At 62.9% G+C, this 14475-nt stretch carries 20 protein-coding genes and 1 tRNA gene; 1 reads left to right on the forward strand and 20 read right to left on the reverse strand.

The features are described from left to right. Positions 1–120: 120 nt before the first annotated feature. Positions 121–205, forward strand: a tRNA-Leu gene (locus VGM71_RS03240). A gap of 315 nt (positions 206–520) precedes the next feature. On the opposite strand, the gene VGM71_RS03245 is transcribed toward VGM71_RS03240, so the two are convergent. The 20 genes from VGM71_RS03245 to VGM71_RS03340 all read right to left on the reverse strand — a co-directional run bounded on the left by VGM71_RS03245 (position 521) and on the right by VGM71_RS03340 (position 14475). After that, the gene (locus VGM71_RS03245) at positions 521–958 is read right to left on the reverse strand and encodes a hypothetical protein (protein WP_331542370.1); all 438 of its coding nucleotides are present in this window, start codon (positions 956–958) and stop codon (positions 521–523) included. Positions 959–1103: 145 nt separating this feature from the next. Beyond that, complete coding sequence (locus VGM71_RS03250; RefSeq protein WP_331542371.1) at positions 1104–2291, reverse strand: acyltransferase; 1188 nt, start codon at positions 2289–2291, stop codon at positions 1104–1106. 57 nt (positions 2292–2348) lie between these two features. Next, on the reverse strand, positions 2349–2768 hold the full coding sequence (locus VGM71_RS03255) for a tail fiber assembly protein (protein ID WP_331542372.1): 420 nt from the start codon (positions 2766–2768) through the stop codon (positions 2349–2351). Further along, positions 2768–3787, reverse strand: coding sequence for a hypothetical protein (locus VGM71_RS03260; RefSeq protein ID WP_331542373.1), 1020 nt, complete (start codon positions 3785–3787; stop codon positions 2768–2770). The genes VGM71_RS03255 and VGM71_RS03260 overlap by 1 nt, the downstream gene beginning before the upstream one ends. After that, positions 3784–4437, reverse strand: coding sequence for a DUF2612 domain-containing protein (locus VGM71_RS03265; RefSeq protein ID WP_331542374.1), 654 nt, complete (start codon positions 4435–4437; stop codon positions 3784–3786). The genes VGM71_RS03260 and VGM71_RS03265 overlap by 4 nt, the downstream gene beginning before the upstream one ends. After that, a complete protein-coding gene (locus tag VGM71_RS03270; RefSeq protein WP_331542375.1) occupies positions 4434–5528 on the reverse strand; it encodes a baseplate J/gp47 family protein in 1095 nt (364 codons plus the stop codon). Before VGM71_RS03270 ends, VGM71_RS03265 begins: the two co-directional genes overlap by 4 nt. Positions 5529–5581: 53 nt before the next feature. Further along, positions 5582–5935 carry a hypothetical protein gene (locus VGM71_RS03275; protein WP_331542376.1) on the reverse strand — a complete coding sequence of 118 codons (354 nt, stop codon included), beginning with the start codon at positions 5933–5935 and terminating at the stop codon, positions 5582–5584. Then, positions 5932–6546 carry a Gp138 family membrane-puncturing spike protein gene (locus VGM71_RS03280; RefSeq protein WP_414675081.1) on the reverse strand — a complete coding sequence of 205 codons (615 nt, stop codon included), beginning with the start codon at positions 6544–6546 and terminating at the stop codon, positions 5932–5934. Before VGM71_RS03280 ends, VGM71_RS03275 begins: the two co-directional genes overlap by 4 nt. A gap of 19 nt (positions 6547–6565) precedes the next feature. Continuing rightward, on the reverse strand, positions 6566–7399 hold the full coding sequence (locus VGM71_RS03285) for a phage protein (protein WP_414675082.1): 834 nt from the start codon (positions 7397–7399) through the stop codon (positions 6566–6568). Continuing rightward, complete coding sequence (locus VGM71_RS03290) at positions 7396–7713, reverse strand: phage baseplate plug family protein (protein WP_331542379.1); 318 nt, start codon at positions 7711–7713, stop codon at positions 7396–7398. Before VGM71_RS03290 ends, VGM71_RS03285 begins: the two co-directional genes overlap by 4 nt. Then, a complete protein-coding gene (locus tag VGM71_RS03295; RefSeq protein WP_331542380.1) occupies positions 7713–8483 on the reverse strand; it encodes a phage baseplate protein in 771 nt (256 codons plus the stop codon). Before VGM71_RS03295 ends, VGM71_RS03290 begins: the two co-directional genes overlap by 1 nt. 1 nt (position 8484) lies before the next feature. Next, positions 8485–10287, reverse strand: a complete 1803-nt coding sequence (locus VGM71_RS03300; protein WP_331542381.1) for a hypothetical protein — start codon at positions 10285–10287, stop codon at positions 8485–8487. Further along, positions 10274–10408, reverse strand: coding sequence for a hypothetical protein (locus tag VGM71_RS03305; RefSeq protein ID WP_331542382.1), 135 nt, complete (start codon positions 10406–10408; stop codon positions 10274–10276). The genes VGM71_RS03300 and VGM71_RS03305 overlap by 14 nt, the downstream gene beginning before the upstream one ends. A 41-nt stretch (positions 10409–10449) precedes the next feature. Then, entirely contained in the window at positions 10450–10863 is a 414-nt protein-coding gene (locus VGM71_RS03310; RefSeq protein WP_331542383.1) for a phage tail assembly chaperone, read from the reverse strand. Beyond that, positions 10863–11297, reverse strand: coding sequence for a phage structural protein (locus VGM71_RS03315; protein WP_331542384.1), 435 nt, complete (start codon positions 11295–11297; stop codon positions 10863–10865). The genes VGM71_RS03310 and VGM71_RS03315 overlap by 1 nt, the downstream gene beginning before the upstream one ends. A gap of 10 nt (positions 11298–11307) precedes the next feature. Continuing rightward, entirely contained in the window at positions 11308–12804 is a 1497-nt protein-coding gene (locus VGM71_RS03320; RefSeq protein WP_331542385.1) for a DUF3383 domain-containing protein, read from the reverse strand. Next, positions 12804–13313, reverse strand: a complete 510-nt coding sequence (locus tag VGM71_RS03325; protein WP_331542387.1) for a phage neck terminator protein — start codon at positions 13311–13313, stop codon at positions 12804–12806. The genes VGM71_RS03320 and VGM71_RS03325 overlap by 1 nt, the downstream gene beginning before the upstream one ends. Next, on the reverse strand, positions 13267–13635 hold the full coding sequence (locus VGM71_RS03330; RefSeq protein ID WP_331542388.1) for a hypothetical protein: 369 nt from the start codon (positions 13633–13635) through the stop codon (positions 13267–13269). Before VGM71_RS03330 ends, VGM71_RS03325 begins: the two co-directional genes overlap by 47 nt. Then, positions 13628–14104, reverse strand: coding sequence for a hypothetical protein (locus VGM71_RS03335; RefSeq protein WP_331542390.1), 477 nt, complete (start codon positions 14102–14104; stop codon positions 13628–13630). Before VGM71_RS03335 ends, VGM71_RS03330 begins: the two co-directional genes overlap by 8 nt. Next, positions 14101–14475, reverse strand: coding sequence for a DUF4054 domain-containing protein (locus tag VGM71_RS03340; RefSeq protein ID WP_331542391.1), 375 nt, complete (start codon positions 14473–14475; stop codon positions 14101–14103). The genes VGM71_RS03335 and VGM71_RS03340 overlap by 4 nt, the downstream gene beginning before the upstream one ends.

A 14475-nucleotide genomic window follows, 5' to 3' on the forward strand; every position in this document is an offset into this window, starting at 1 on the left:
AGAACCTTTGGATGGGGACGTGAAATAGTTTCACATCCGGGGTGCAAAATCGTTGACAAGTTTCCTCGACCTACCTAATCTACGCGGCTCACGGGGCGGCGTCGCTGCTTCGAGACACCTGCCCAGGTGGCGGAATTGGTAGACGCACTAGTTTCAGGTACTAGCGGGTAAAACCGTGGAGGTTCGAGTCCTCTCTTGGGCACCAATACATGTTGCGGCGGTTGGCTTCCAGAGCATCTGACGTGATTCTACCGGAGAGGCCGCCAATGTGCGGCCTTTTTGTTGGCCCTGTCGCGATCGGTGCGACAGACATTGGCCAACATGCGTCCATGGCTACTCTAAACCATCGCGGCGTCCGCGCCCGACCCGTTCCCTTCATCGACCCTGTCGCTCTCCGCAAGCGCGCCCTCGCCCTGCGCGGTCATTGCCGACAGCACGGCGTCGAGTACCGCCTCAACGTGCTCCGGAACGGACAGGTGACAGCGAACGGGTGTCCGCACTGCCATCCCTGCTTTCGCCGTTAAGCCGCCCGCCTCGTGCACGGCCAGCCGCGCGCCCCGCTCTTTCGCTCCGCTCGCGGAAGCGTCCGGGCGCAGTAGCCCCAGTTCCGCCCACAGTCCGGGCATCCCCGAACAGCGTACGGGTCTGGAGTTGGTGACGGATCAACAATGGGGAGGTTCGCCGGCGGCTTCATCGGGTCCGGCGGCATCTTCCGCACCAGGCTATCCCGGTGGCAGGCCACCCAGCGCTCCACCATGCGCTCGATCGTCATGACGTTGAAGACCCGCATGGGGCGCCACTGGCTCGGCCCGTAGATCCAGATCAGCTCGTAGTGGACGCCGGGCACGCCCTGGACCATGCGCGCCCGAGCGAAGGCCTTGCCGTACGGCGTCAGCCTCGCCTCGTAGCCGTAGGCGTAGTGCTTCCAGAAGACGAGGGCGGTGTCGGCGCGAGACATGCGACCGACCTTACGCGGGCGCAGTCTCAGAAATATGGACGGTACGGGGGTGAGAGGGGAGGTTTGCGCGGCAAGCGGCTGGTGGCCCCAGGGTTTGACCTGGTCAGGTCTGAGTGACGGATGGCCGATGGATACTGCGATAGCGTCAGCTGAGCCGCCGAGATACCTGAACCTTGCAAATTGGCTCCCGGTGGCGGCTTAAAGGCTGAGTTATCCATCTTCCGAAGCCGATCGCAGATTGATCCACAATCGTGTTGAATATGGTCGCAAGGAACAATGAAACTGGGATCGTAGCTGTCAAGGCCGCGGATACAGCAACGCTCCTGACGGACCCGTGGGCTATCAGAGAATTGAATATGTAACAGCCGACTACCGCGATCACGGGCACGTGAACTAAGTAAAACGAGAACGATATCCGGCCAAGAAACTGGGCGACCCGAGACTCAAGGGCATATACCAGTGATCCTGACCTGATTGCATAAAAAACCATGGCGCCGGCTATAACGCTGAATAACTCGGCCCGAGATCGATCCGGTAACGGGACGAATTTCAAGGGGTAGAACATCGTCGAGCCATCATAAGTCGCAAGATAGATGCCCGCCAAGATAAGCATCCAACGGGTGGCACGAAGACGTGCCCTCGGAAGAGAATCAACATGGGCGCCAAGTAGGAACCCCACGTAGTAGGGCCAGAAGTCGGGAGACAGCCACACCGTTAGCGCAACATATCCAGCGGCCGCGATGGGCCACCAAGCATGGCGAAGTGCGAAGAGGCTGTATGCAAAGATCAGCATCGACCCGAAAAACTCAACCTTCATTGTCCAGAGCACAGTATTGAAAAGGCTGCTTCCAAGAAGCACCGAGCCATAGGTCGCGTCGCGCAAAGCATCGGCGAAATTAACATCCGGAAATGCTCGGCCCGCTGCCCACACAGAGTGAGTTACCCTCGCGGTATCGCCGATAGCGTAAAGACCTAACTTTCCGAGGCCGAAAACCAGCATTACTGTGGCGAAAACAGGTATGCCAAGGCGGAAATACCTTCGGGCTGCCTGAGCCCATATGATCGAAGAATCGCCTGTCTTCCGATACTTCTTCGTCAAAACATATCCACTTAGGACGAAGAAGATGCTTACCGGGAAACTCCCGCTCCAAAGGACCGATAAGATGGGCAGCGAAAGAATCCCCTCAGCTAGCCCACCAGTCGCACCCTCACCGGCCACCCATGGGAACAAGTGCGTGAAGCCGAGCGGGTAAAAGGTCAGGAAGAAATGCGCAAGAAAAACGTTGAAAGCCGCAAGCCCCCGTAGTCCCTCGGCAGAGATGTCCTTGCTCATGCTTCCTCCTATCTAGTCCCCTATCCTACCGGATGATTGGACGCCTCGTGGTAGCAATTATTCACTTGGCGCCGCAGGCCATTCAACATTCACAGGGAATCCGGGCTGCTTTGGCACGTCACGGAGAGCCTGTCGGTAGTCGAGCCATGACCGATATGCGCCTTCCGATAGGAAGGTCGGTCCGCCAACAGCGACCTGATCGCGATGCCTCAGCATCACCCAATCTGACTCGTCGAGAAGGGTGAAACGCTTCCGCCGAACGTCTGCCTCAGTCGGCTGCGGCGGCAAGGCCGCCGCGAAGGTCCAGCCACCATCGTCACCTTGGACAGCGGTCCAATTTTGCTCCGGCTGGGGGTCAAGGGATGGGTCGACAGCAGCCCAAACCCCAAAATCACCGAAGTAATAGGTGATGTAGTGCCCATCATCAGCCGTGAATAACTCGAATATCAACCCGTCCTGGATGCGAGCAAATTTCATTATGTGAACTCCCATACGCCGAGTTTGCCGGCTTTCCCGTTGCCTCCAGCGCGCCCCGTACCGCCGGATAACGAGAGTGCGCCAGATCCGCCAGACCCTGCGGTGATGCCGGGATTACCCGCTGATGTGATTCCGACGATCGGATTCGCTCCAGGTCCTAACGCCGACGCGCCTCCGGGACCCGAAATGCCCGTGCCGCTACTTCCTGTGAAGCCATAGCCCCCATTGGAACCATTAGCCACATTAATGTTGCCGCCAGTACCAGCGGCCCCGCCAGCACCGTATCCGGCAAGACCTGGGAATGTGCCGAATACTATGTTCGAGAGACCGCCGCCGCCGCCCGGCGCGGACATGAGGCTCCCAAAGGATGACGCACCGCCGTTGCTGCCAGCAGCATTCACCGACCCGACGCCACCTGCACCGATCACGATGATCGCGCCATCGAAATCCTCATCGAACAAGCCTTCCGAATACCCGCCGCCGCCGCCGCCTGCACCGAAGGAAACACTCGTGGAATTGACACCGGCCGAACCCCCGCCAGCACCAGCACCGCCCACTATCTTAGCGATGATGAACCTGGTTCCAGGTCTCTTGTTGTAGGTGTATGTACCCGCAACGTCGAATATCTGAGGGGGTCCAAGAAGGCGCCCGGTCGTCGCCTCATCGAACTCATCGCGCGTAACGGACCACAATCCCCAGTCGTTCGAACTGCCGGCAGCGCCAGGCTGCTTGTTCGTATTCGGGCGCTTCGAGTAGTACGTTTCGAAGGCGCACTGCACGTACGCGCCCTGGGGGTAGTCTTCGGTCGCCGACCACTCGGGCAAACCGCGCTGCAGGAAGTAGCGCGTGGCCCGATCGATGCGGCGAAACAGACCGTTCATCCACTCCATCGGCGGAAGCCCGCCCGTCTGGTCGAACGCGATGCCCCAGCCGCGAAGGATGTCAGGGAAATCCAGCACCTCGCCCGCGAGGGCGCTTTCCGCCGTGACCAGTTCGTCGGGGCGGTCATAAATCGTCATAGGAACCTCGCAAATTTTCCGCTGTTGAAGCCGCGTGCACCTGGCACGCCGTAGAAACCAAAGGGCGCAACGTTCGCGACGAGAACGAACCGAACACGAACACCCGCGGGACGGGGGAGGATGTCGAGCTTCGTGATGGCGTAGCGCTTGAAATCGGTAAGGCCTTCTTCCCGAACGACCACCGTGAAGCTCATGTCGTACTGGTCATAAGCGTCGGCGGTGCCCTCGAAGATGAAATCGAGCGCGTCCTCGATGTTCGGCATCGTGCCGGTCATGTAGTTGCGCGTGACCCGGCAGCGGATCAGGAAACGGTAGTCGTCATCGTTCAGCACGACGGAATCAGCGATGGGGTCGCCCAACCGATACCACTTGCCGCCACCATCGCCGCTCAGGCTGAAACCCTTGGCTCCCTCAGCCCCCTCGAAGCCAAAAAGGCCGCGAGGGGTGATCTCGGGGAGCACGCGGGACTGGCCGACGTGCTTGCCGACGAGGTCGAGGTTGACGCCGACGGCCGTGTCGATATCGAGCACACTTCGCAGCGCCGCCAGCCCTGTCCAGGCATCCGCGAAACTGGACGCCATAAGGTTGGCCGTGGCGGACGCCCGCGGCTTCCCCCGGTACTGCCAGATGAGAAGGTCCCGGTAGCTCATGGCGCGATCACCACCTCGATATCCTCGGCAGCGAAGCGCGCGAGACTACGGGCGTCCACATCGATGTTGTCGATGCCCAGGTCACCGCCAACGACACCGATCAACAACTCCTGCACCCAAAAGCCGGGCACCGTGTTGATCGGTGTGTAGAGGCGGGTCAGCAGCACGTCCTCGCCAATCTGGAACTGCAACGCTGCGAGCGCCGCCTGGATACCATCGACATCAATGGCGGTGAAATTCGCCACGCGCTTCACCGTAACCCTGGCGGCGCCGGAGACTATCGCGGGGCGGTCGAAGCGGATCGGTCGAGTTCCTGCCCGCACCGGGACGTTGACCACCACCTCGCCGCGCATGTTCGTGCCTGCGGGCTTGTTCTGCCGGATCACGGTCGCAATGGCCATGTCGTCGCCACCATCCACCACCACGTTTATGCCGTGCGCGGGAACGCCATCGGCATCGACCTCGTCGGTGTAGTTTTCCAGGCAAACCACCTGGCGAACGTCCGGCAGCTCAGCCACCTTAGCCTCAATGGCTTCTTCGCTGGCAGTCGCCGGGCGGGACCGGCTCCGGAAGAAGCGAGCGCGGAGCCGAGGGTCCGTCTCTTCCTCCGCGCCAACCTCGGCGGGGCCGAGGGTTGTTGCAGCCTGCCATCCCAGCACGACCGTCTGGATTACCAGCACGGTGTCGGCAGGAACGTCGAAGGCGCCGAGATCTTCGCTACGCAAGTCCACTCGTGCCGAGCCGTCGCCGTTCAACGTTGCCGACGACACGGAACGCCAGCGGATGCTGTTCGCGTCTGCGACGACTGCGCCCGCCGGAATAATGGCGCCTGGACGGCCACTGAGGATCACATCCCGCAAGTAGCTGTAGCTGGCCAGCCGTCTCTGAAGACCAGCGTACGCCGCGCGCTGCTCGAGCCAAACCCCCTTCGCGTAATCCGGGTCCAGCGAGTTGTAAATGTCTTCGCCCAGTTCCTCGAGGTCGGTCCGAATCTGGCCGATGAGGCCCACCATCTGGCCGTCGGGGCTATCCGGATCGAGGTTGATGTCGGCGCCGTAGATACCTTGCAGGCCGCTGTTGAGCTTCGCCACGATGGCGTCCAACCGTTCGGCGACGTAGCCGGCCGCCGTTACTTGTCCCATGGTCAGGCTCCGGTGCTGATCGTCGACTCGACGCCGTAGATATCGATGATCGTGGTGGTGATGGTCAGGCGCCGCGTGGCCGAGTCGGCGGCCATAGCGAACGCGGTGATCTTGCTGACGCCGTCGGTTTGAAGGATTTGCGCCTTCACCGCGCGCTCCACACGCGCCAGGTCTGTGGGCCGCTCCATGAGGTCGAACCACGGAAGACCGTGGGTCAGGTCGAGGAACCAGTCACCTTCCAGGGAGCGGAGCCGCGTCAGCACGCGCTGGGCGACCGACTCCGTGCGATCGGCGTAACTCGCGCGCCCTGCCCCGAAGGTCCAGTCTCCGTTTTCATCGATGCGTCGGACCCTCATTGTTCCGGCTCTCCGGACAGCGACGAGCCGGCCTGAACGCCGGTCGTCAGGTGGTGTTCCAGGCTCACGCCATCGGCAACCACGTCACCGGTGCCAGTGATTCCGCCGGCGTACTCGATGGGGCAATCGACAACCAGCTTCGTTCCGCCGATCCGGACGACGCCGGCAGCGTCGATCTTCAGGTAGGCCGATCCGTCGAGCTTGCGCAGGGCGACGGCCCCCATCTCGAACCCGGGGATCACCTTCGGCTGTGACGAGATTCCAACCTGCGCGGTAGCGTCGGAAAGATCATGAATGCGGTAGTCCAATGGCTCCGAGGGGTTGCCTGAAAACCACCATCCGTCAATGCAGCGATCGTTGAACACCAGCTGGCACTCGTCCCCCTCGCTGACGGGAAAGGTGAGCACGAAGCCACCGCCACGGGGAAACGCCACGGGGACGTCCTGAAGCACCGGCAGGTTCTGCGTCGTCCCGTCGATCATCACCTGCCTAATCAGCGGTTGCACGGTCGCCGTCTGCGCCTCGGGGTTGAAGCTGACGATGACGCCGGGAAGCGCCACACGCAGCCGCTTCGAGGCCTCGTCGGCGAACGCACCCGCGGCGGCACCCATGCTCGCGTTGTCCCACTCGTTATTCGCCATCGCGCTTCACCTCCTGGAAGGCCCCGCCCACGCAGGTCACCTTGCTGAACCAGTCGCTTCCCATCAGGTCGCCGCTGTATTCGATGGTCGTCACCTTGAACACGCCGTTGTAGGCGGTGACGATGGAGTCAACCTTGACCAAGCCGCCGATACGGAGGTCGGGGTTGATCAGGGAGGTCACCTCGAGGCCGTCATCGGTAGCCTCGGGGGAGCCGATCATCCCGGTACTTTCCGAGAGCAGGACCGCCTCGTCGGCAAGCACCTGTTTCGCCGGCAGCATCACCAATTGGCCGTCTTGAATGGACCAGTCAGCCTGGTGGTTGGCGGCGAGCGCCGTGAGGTGATCTCGCGTGTTGCCGGATAGGATTTTCCCGCGCGGAAGAGCCCGCTTTGTCGCAAAGCCCGATGACCCGGTGGCCACACCCGGCATCGTCTTGGCCAGTTCACCGAAGACCTGTTGATCCGTGGCGCCCGCTGCGATCGACATCGACACGTTCGCGCCTCGGTACGCGGTGTCGCCGTCGCCGCATTCCAGTTCCGCGATGATGTCTAGGTTGTCGCGGACCGCCGATGCACGAATGATGTCGCCCACGAATATCTGCCGCAGCTCGCTGTAGCCCGCGAAGAGCCTGGCCCGGTTGTACTGCTTGCTGACCAGCAGGTTGAGGTGCTGCCGCGAGAGGTTCCAGATGCGAATCTTCCCCGGGTTCGGCTTCGGGTCGCTCGTCTTCTTGATGTTCCAGGCCACGCGGAGGCTATCGATGGCGATGCCGTCCGTGCTGGAACCAAGCTCCAGCCGGAATTGCCTGCCGAACTGCTTCATGCCGGCACCTCATCCTTCAGTGCAACGTACAGGAGGCAACGCGTGCCGAGGTCGGTTTGCACCATCGGGTCCAGCTCCACTCCGCTCTCGTCCGTGAGCCAGAAGAAATACGGCACCGGCGAGCGCCACAGGATCGGCACGCCGACCACGAGCGCGACACCCTGCACGACCCATCCGTCCTTCGTGACGCTGTAGATATCCATGCCCCAGTGCTGGGCCACGGAGTTCCAGCGCAGCGTGAGGCGCAACGTCTCGTCGCCGACGTCGAAGGTCTGCTCCTGAAGCGCGGTTAGGTCGGTTGGGATAAGCCACATCAGAACAGCCCTCCCACCTTCTTGAGCAGTGACTGCCGTTTTTCCCCAGCATCCTCCGGCGAGGTCTTTCCCTTCTGGGATTTGGCCTCGCCCTGGGCGGATGTCCTGCCCTTCTTCTTCGCCGGCAGCGAAACGCCCTTCACGGTCTTTGTCTGCACGATGAACAGTTCGCGCAGCGTCACGACCAACTCGGCCGATCCATCGACCGTTTGGCGCGCAGCGAGCGAGATGATCAGCATGTCGCTGTAAAGCTGCAGGCCCGTCTGCACCTCGATGGTGCCCCCGCTCTTCTGCAGGGCCTTCAGCTGGCCGTACACGCGCGCAAGTCGGTCATCGCTGGGCGACACGTCCGATCCGCCGGTGTCGCCACCGGGAAGCCAGTCGGCAATGGCGCGCGCCGCGCTCTGGGCCTTGTACTGAAGGATCCGCGCTTGGTCGACGTAGGAACTGAGTTCCCGCTGCGCCCGCACCAGCGTTTGCGGCGTGAACGCGGCCACTGGCCCCGGAAGGTCTGCCCTGTCGATCAAGGCGTCCGCCTGACCGATCAGGGAATCGTCCGCAGGGATTGCCGACAGGATCGGCGGCTCGTAGTCCACGATGATGCCCGCCACCGTAACCTGCTGCGGATCGATGACCGCGTGGTCGGCGACAAGAGCCCCGGATTCCACCGGGTTCTCCGTTACCGCCAGGTCCGACTGGTGCGTCTCCTCCGTCACCGCGTCCAGGGTGATGGTGCCGATCCGTCGGCTGCTTAGGGTCGTCGTCGCCATATCAGTACGCCACCGCGCCGCGCGCGTTCCGGGAAGCCAGCTGCGCCTCACGCTTCAGGTCGCTCGCCGCGGTCTTGCCGGCGAGCGTCGGGTCCGACGTCTGAACGTCCATCTTCACGTCCTGCTGGATGGTGACCGATGTGTTTCCGCCGGCCGGGACGGCTCCATTGGACGCCGATGTCGCCCCGGCACTGGCCGCGGCCGACACCTTGTCGTTCACCGACGTCGTGACGCTGGCCACGTCGTCATCCACCAGGCCGAGCGTTTGCCCTATCGAACGAAAGAACCCCTTCACCTTCTCCACGCCGGCCATGATTCGACCGACGGTGCGGTCCCAGAACGCCTGGATTTTGTCGAAGGCACCGGAGAAGTTTCCAGTGAGGATGTCGCCGACCACGCCGAACAGCGTCTGGAAGTAGTCGGTAACCGGCGCGAACACCGCGAACATCGCCGCAACCGCCTCTTCCGTTCGCTGCGACACCCAGTCCCAGGCCTCGCCTATCCACTCCTTGATCTTGTCGAAGTTCTCGTAGATGACGTAGGCGAGCAAAGCGACCAGCGCGATGATCAGGCCGATGGGGTTCGACAGGAACGCAGCGCGGAAAACGGCCGCAGCCGTCCGGACGGCTGCGATCAGCGGTCCGGTGAACAGGCCGATGAGCTTCGCCACATTCAGGATGATGGCCTGATATCCGGCGACCACCTGCCCCAACTTCAAGCCGGCGAGCACAATACCGAGCGCGATGAAGGCTTCGGAGTTGCCTTGTATGAATTCCTGCGCCTGCTTGGCGTAATCGATCAGCTTTTGCCAGAACGGCCCGAACTGCGATTCCCCGCCGTCGAGGTACGTCATGAAGTCGTCGACCAGCGCGACGATGCCCACCAGTGCCGCTGCCAGCAGCACGAATGGATTTGTCGCGAAGATCAGCGCCAGCGTAGCGCCCAGCGCGATCAGGGTCGCCTTCCAGCCGATGGTCTTCGTGATGATCTTGTCGATCGCTCGGAAGAAGTTCCACAGCGCGCCGCCGGCTGAGACGAGGATCGATACCAGCTTCCCGACACCGTCCCGGATCACCTCCTTGTTGGCGATCAGGAACGACTTGAACGTGTCGATCAGATGGATGAACGTCGGCGCCAGACCCACGGCGATGTTCGTGCGCAGTGCCGTCTGGACCATGCGAAGCCGGTCCATTGCGTCGTTGTAGTCGCCGGCGGCGTCGGCGCCATCCGCGGTGATCACCCCGAGGTCGTGGGCTTCCTGATAGAACTTCGCCAGTTCGTCCCGGCTGAGGCGCAAGGTCTGGATCATCGACGCGTCGATGCCCAGCTTGGCGAGAATCGACTGCTGCTGTTGCGCCGACAGGCCTTTGATCTTGTCCTGCACCTCGCCGATGACATGGCTCACACTCTTCACCGAGCCGTCGGCGTTCTTCGCCGACAGGTTCAGCTTCTCGAACGTCATCGCACCGCGTCCCAAGCCGTTCGCAGCTTCACCGATGACCTGCGACAGTCCCTCGATGGAGGCTGAGGCCTTCTCCACCGACGAGCCATTCAGCTGCGCGGCGTAGCCGAACTCCTGCACGAACTCCAGGCTCTGGCCCGTGCGGTCGGCCAGGTCGTTCATGTCATCCAGCGCACCGAGGGCTTCACCCACGAAGTCGTTGATCTTCGTCAGCGCGCCGCCAATGACCACACTGGCGGCCGTAGCAACACCGCCAAGCCCGGCGAGCCCACCGGCGAACTTGGCGATGCCGGAGTCGTCCACAAGGGCACCCAGGCGAACGAGGAACTCATCGATGATCATGCGGTTTCTCGGCGGCTAGGCGCTGCATGTCGTCCCACTCGGCCATCGCCGTGTGGAAGTCGCAGAGGTCGGAAAGGCTGTAGACGGTGCGCAGCTCGTGCGGCGTGCAGAGGCGCCGCATCACGGGCGCCCAGATGAACCAGTCGGTGTCGTGATCGAGCGTCAGGGTTTGGTCGGCAGCAGACCCTTGAGCATCGCCACGACGCCAGCGAAAAAATCGCTGTACTGGTACTTCACCCCCTCCATAAGCACGCGCAGAAGGTGACTTCGGTATTGGTTGAAGTGGGCGTCGAAGTCGTCCGATATCCGGTAGACCTTCCCCCCAACCTTGGCCACAGTGCTGGCGAAGACAAGGTCTTCGATCTCTTCCACTGCGGGGTCACCGAGGTTGGAAAGCAGAGTGCCGATGGCGACGGACGTCTTCTCGCCATTACCGGCCGCGCCCTTGACCTTTTCGATATCCACTCCCTTGAACAACGCGGAGGCGCGCTTGAGCGCCTTCCACGAGTCGCTGGCATTCACCGGCGTCATCACGTACTGCACGCCGTCGATGCTGAATTTCAGTTCCTTTTCCATCAGTTACCGAGCCCCCTTTCGAGCTTGATGTCGAGCTGGACAAAAACCATCGTCCAGACTTCCGGGTTGTGGCCATTGCCACGGGTGTAGCCGGGCGGCGTGGTGAAGTAGCCCTCGGCGCCCGTGACCACGTCCTCATTGAGCAGGTCGCGGATCTCGAGCGTCAGGGGCGTGAAGGCCTTCAGCGAATTACGCTGCTGGGCCATCAGGCCAGCCAGGTACTTGTTGTTGGACGAGTGCTGCTTGATCTTCAGCGCCGCCGTGCCGGACTTGTCCGGGTTCGCGACGAAGACGCCGGTGCCATTGGCGCCCACGGTGAGCGCGCCGGCATCGGTCGCATTCTTGGCGTCGATGACGTCGGAGCCATCGGCCCAATCGTCGATCAACACGCCGTTGATCAGCACCGAGACCTGCTTGGGGTCGAAACGAGACATGCGGTGCTCCTTAGCGGTCGAAGTTCACCAGCACGTCCACCGAGTGGATGGCGCTGGCCAGTTTCAGGGCGGTCTGGATGGGAGGCGCCTTGCGGGCCTCGCGATCCGACGTGGGGAGGTTGTCCACGGAGTCGGCCCAGACGTAGTAGCCATCTTCCAGGCGGTCGCCGGTTTCCAGCGCACCGAAGCCATCGCCGTTCCAGACGCCGGCTGCGAACGCGCCGTTGTTGACGCCCTCGCGGCACACCTTCTGGACGCGCGCGATCAGCTTGTGCGTGCCTGCGTCCGTCAGTGGCACCTTCGTCGGGCTGCTGTAGAGCGCCGAGAACACCTCCTTCTGCGCCGCATCGACGAACCAGTCGAGGATGTGCACTTCGTCGAAGAACCGACCTCCGAGCACCGTACCCTCGGCCACCATCGGCGATTCGTCGAAGTAGGCATAGAAGTTGATGCCCAGCGCGCGGCATTTGTTCGCCTCGGTCAGCGTGAGTTCGTCAGCGGCCACGCCGGGCAGCTGCTTGAACTTCATGGTGATCGTGGAGTTGTTGGCCGCGAAGTTCACCGACAGCGCACGCGCCAGGTACGAAAGCATCCCGTACGAGTCGGTCTTGTCGTAGATCACGACCGTTCGGTCGTTCAGCTTGTCGACGAGCTGCCGGTAGACGTTCTCCGGTACATCCTCGATGTGGTCGGGGTTCGTGGTGGTGAGGCCAAGCACCTTTCCGGGCGCGGCCTGAATCCAGTCCGATGCCGCTTCGATCTCGTCATCGGTCAGGCCGGGATCGGCGACGGCCGCCGCGTACCATGCCGGGTTGACGTCCTGCAGCGCCGCGAAGGCCTCGGGCAGCGTCTCCTCCGGCACGGTCACCGCGTTGCTACCGGCCGTGGCCTGCGCCTGGCCGTCCTGCAGCATGACCATGTCGCCGATATACGTGCCGGCACCGCCCTGGTCGGTCACGAAACCGATGTTGCTGGCCGAGCCGGTGACAGTGGCCGTCACAACGAAGCGCTTACCCACGGCGTCCCACGTGACGGTCGTGCCTGCGATCTTGGCCGAGATCAGTGCCGCTACCGCGGGCATGTCCGCCGCGCCGGAGAAGTCGATGGCCACGGCGTTCACCGTAGCCGCACCCACCGTGATGCGGAAGCGGCCGTCCTCGACGTCCTTGAAGTCGGCCAGCAGGTCGCTGACGACACCGCCGCGCAGGACGGATGCGGTCGCCGGGAAGTTCGTCTCCGCCTTGTTCCAGCGGGCGATCATGAGTTGCTTCGGCTTCGGGGTTTGGGACCAGAAGCGGCGCGAGGCCTGCGCCGTCTGCGAGTTCGTGCCGAACTGGCTCTCGACCTCGGCTTGGCTGGCGGCGAAGACGTAACGGCCGGTAGCACCTGCGAACGGCGTGCCAGCCTCCGGGGTGAACAAGGCCAGCAGCCCGAAATCGCGCCGCGCGGCGGACACCGGCGGCACGTTCAACTGCACATTGACGATCTGAGAAAGGGGCAGCGACATTACGTGCTCTCCATGGGGATGATGTCCACCGATCGGCTGATCCCGATGTCGGTGTTGGCCGATACCGTGATCTCGTCGGTGCGAAGCTGGTCGGTGACCACGGCGTGCGTGTGGGAAATCTGTAGTTCGACGCGGGCACGCTCTTCGTAGCCCGCGCCGACGATGCCGGTGAGGTCGATAACCTGGCCGGTAGAGACGATGCCGCCGCCGATGGCTTTCATGCCGGCGATGCCCGCCGAAGAGGCAAGCGCCGAACGCATCTTCAGCAGCAGTTCGTAGGCCTCCGTGCCGAAGGCGTTGATACTGACGGTGGAGAGGTAGGAGCTATGGATCGTCTCCTTCTCTCCTTCCCCGTCGAAGGTGATCGTCTCGGCGCCGACAGGATCCGTGTGAAGACGCTGGACGGCGACGAATGGCTCGCGTCCCGTCGGTGCCGGCTGGTTGGCCGGCCGAACCGTTCCGTCAGGTAACGACAAAAGACGGCGCACCAGGTTGCGCAGTTCCGTCATGTCGAACCGCGATACCGTTGTAGTAGCCATATTCCGACCAGTCCGAAAGCTGAGACAGGCGCCACGTGTGGCCCTGGTATTCGACGAGGTCGCCGATCCCGACCGGGTCGCGGCTCATCACCTTCTTGCACGGCAGGTGCCTCTCGCCCTCGGGCAGCAGCTGCAGGTCGTCGGGCTTCACCGGGTGCACGATCGCGACGGCGGTGCCTGCGATGTATCCCTGCGTCCACGTGCCATCGGGCTGGTACTCGCCCTGCCCGCGCTGCACCGGGACGACCTGTGCGAACTCCGGGTCGTCGAAGATCTCGCTGACATCAATCATCGCGAACCTCGAACGTGATGGACTGGATCATCTGGCCGGTGTCGACCAGCGGCCGGCTTGAGCCCTTCCGCCGGATCGTCTCCGGCTTCAGTGGTGCAAGGTCCGCCATGCGGATCGTCAGTTGCACGTCGCCGGAGGCGACAGCACCCAGCAGGCCGAGGGCCTGGGCCACGCTCATGTCTCCGCGAACAACCTTGCGCAGGTTCTGCTCGTTGAGTTTGCGGTACTTGCCCAGGTTGTCCCGGATCGCGCGACGCACCACCGATCGCTCGGGGATGCCCTGCTCCGGTGCGCCGAACTCGTGCACGGCGAGGATGCCGGCGGAACCGATCTCGTCTTCGTCAGTGCGTCCGTTCTCCCCTTCCGGAATCCCGACCATCACCGAGTGACCAGCCAGATCAGCGAACCGGCGCGTCAGGGCCTCGAACTTCTTCGGATCGATGTCCCTGACGATGGTCACCGGCTTCATGGCGCCACCGCTGCGCCCATGCCGGCAAGGCGGCGCAGCGCAAGGAAGCGCTGGCCGTACAGGCTGGACGCCAGCCAGACGTCATCGGCCGTGCCGGCGACCGGCGCCGCATAGGTCAGCTGGATGTCGCCTGCCTTCTTCGACGTCACCGCGCCCGCCGCGCCGGACTGGCCCCTGCCCGATGCGAGGGCGCCTTTCAGAAAGTGAGCGGTGAGCGCGGCAAGGCCCTGCAGGTAGAACCGGCCCCACCGCTCTTCGGACAACCACGGCACGGCATCGTCGATGTTGACCTGCACCTGTCCATCGGACGCTACTGCGGCGGTGAACTCGGGATAGCGCGTCCGGAACCCATCCACGGTCAGCGTCGTCAT

It is taken from the genome of Luteibacter sp. (assembly GCF_036499525.1).
Classification (GTDB): domain Bacteria; phylum Pseudomonadota; class Gammaproteobacteria; order Xanthomonadales; family Rhodanobacteraceae; genus Luteibacter.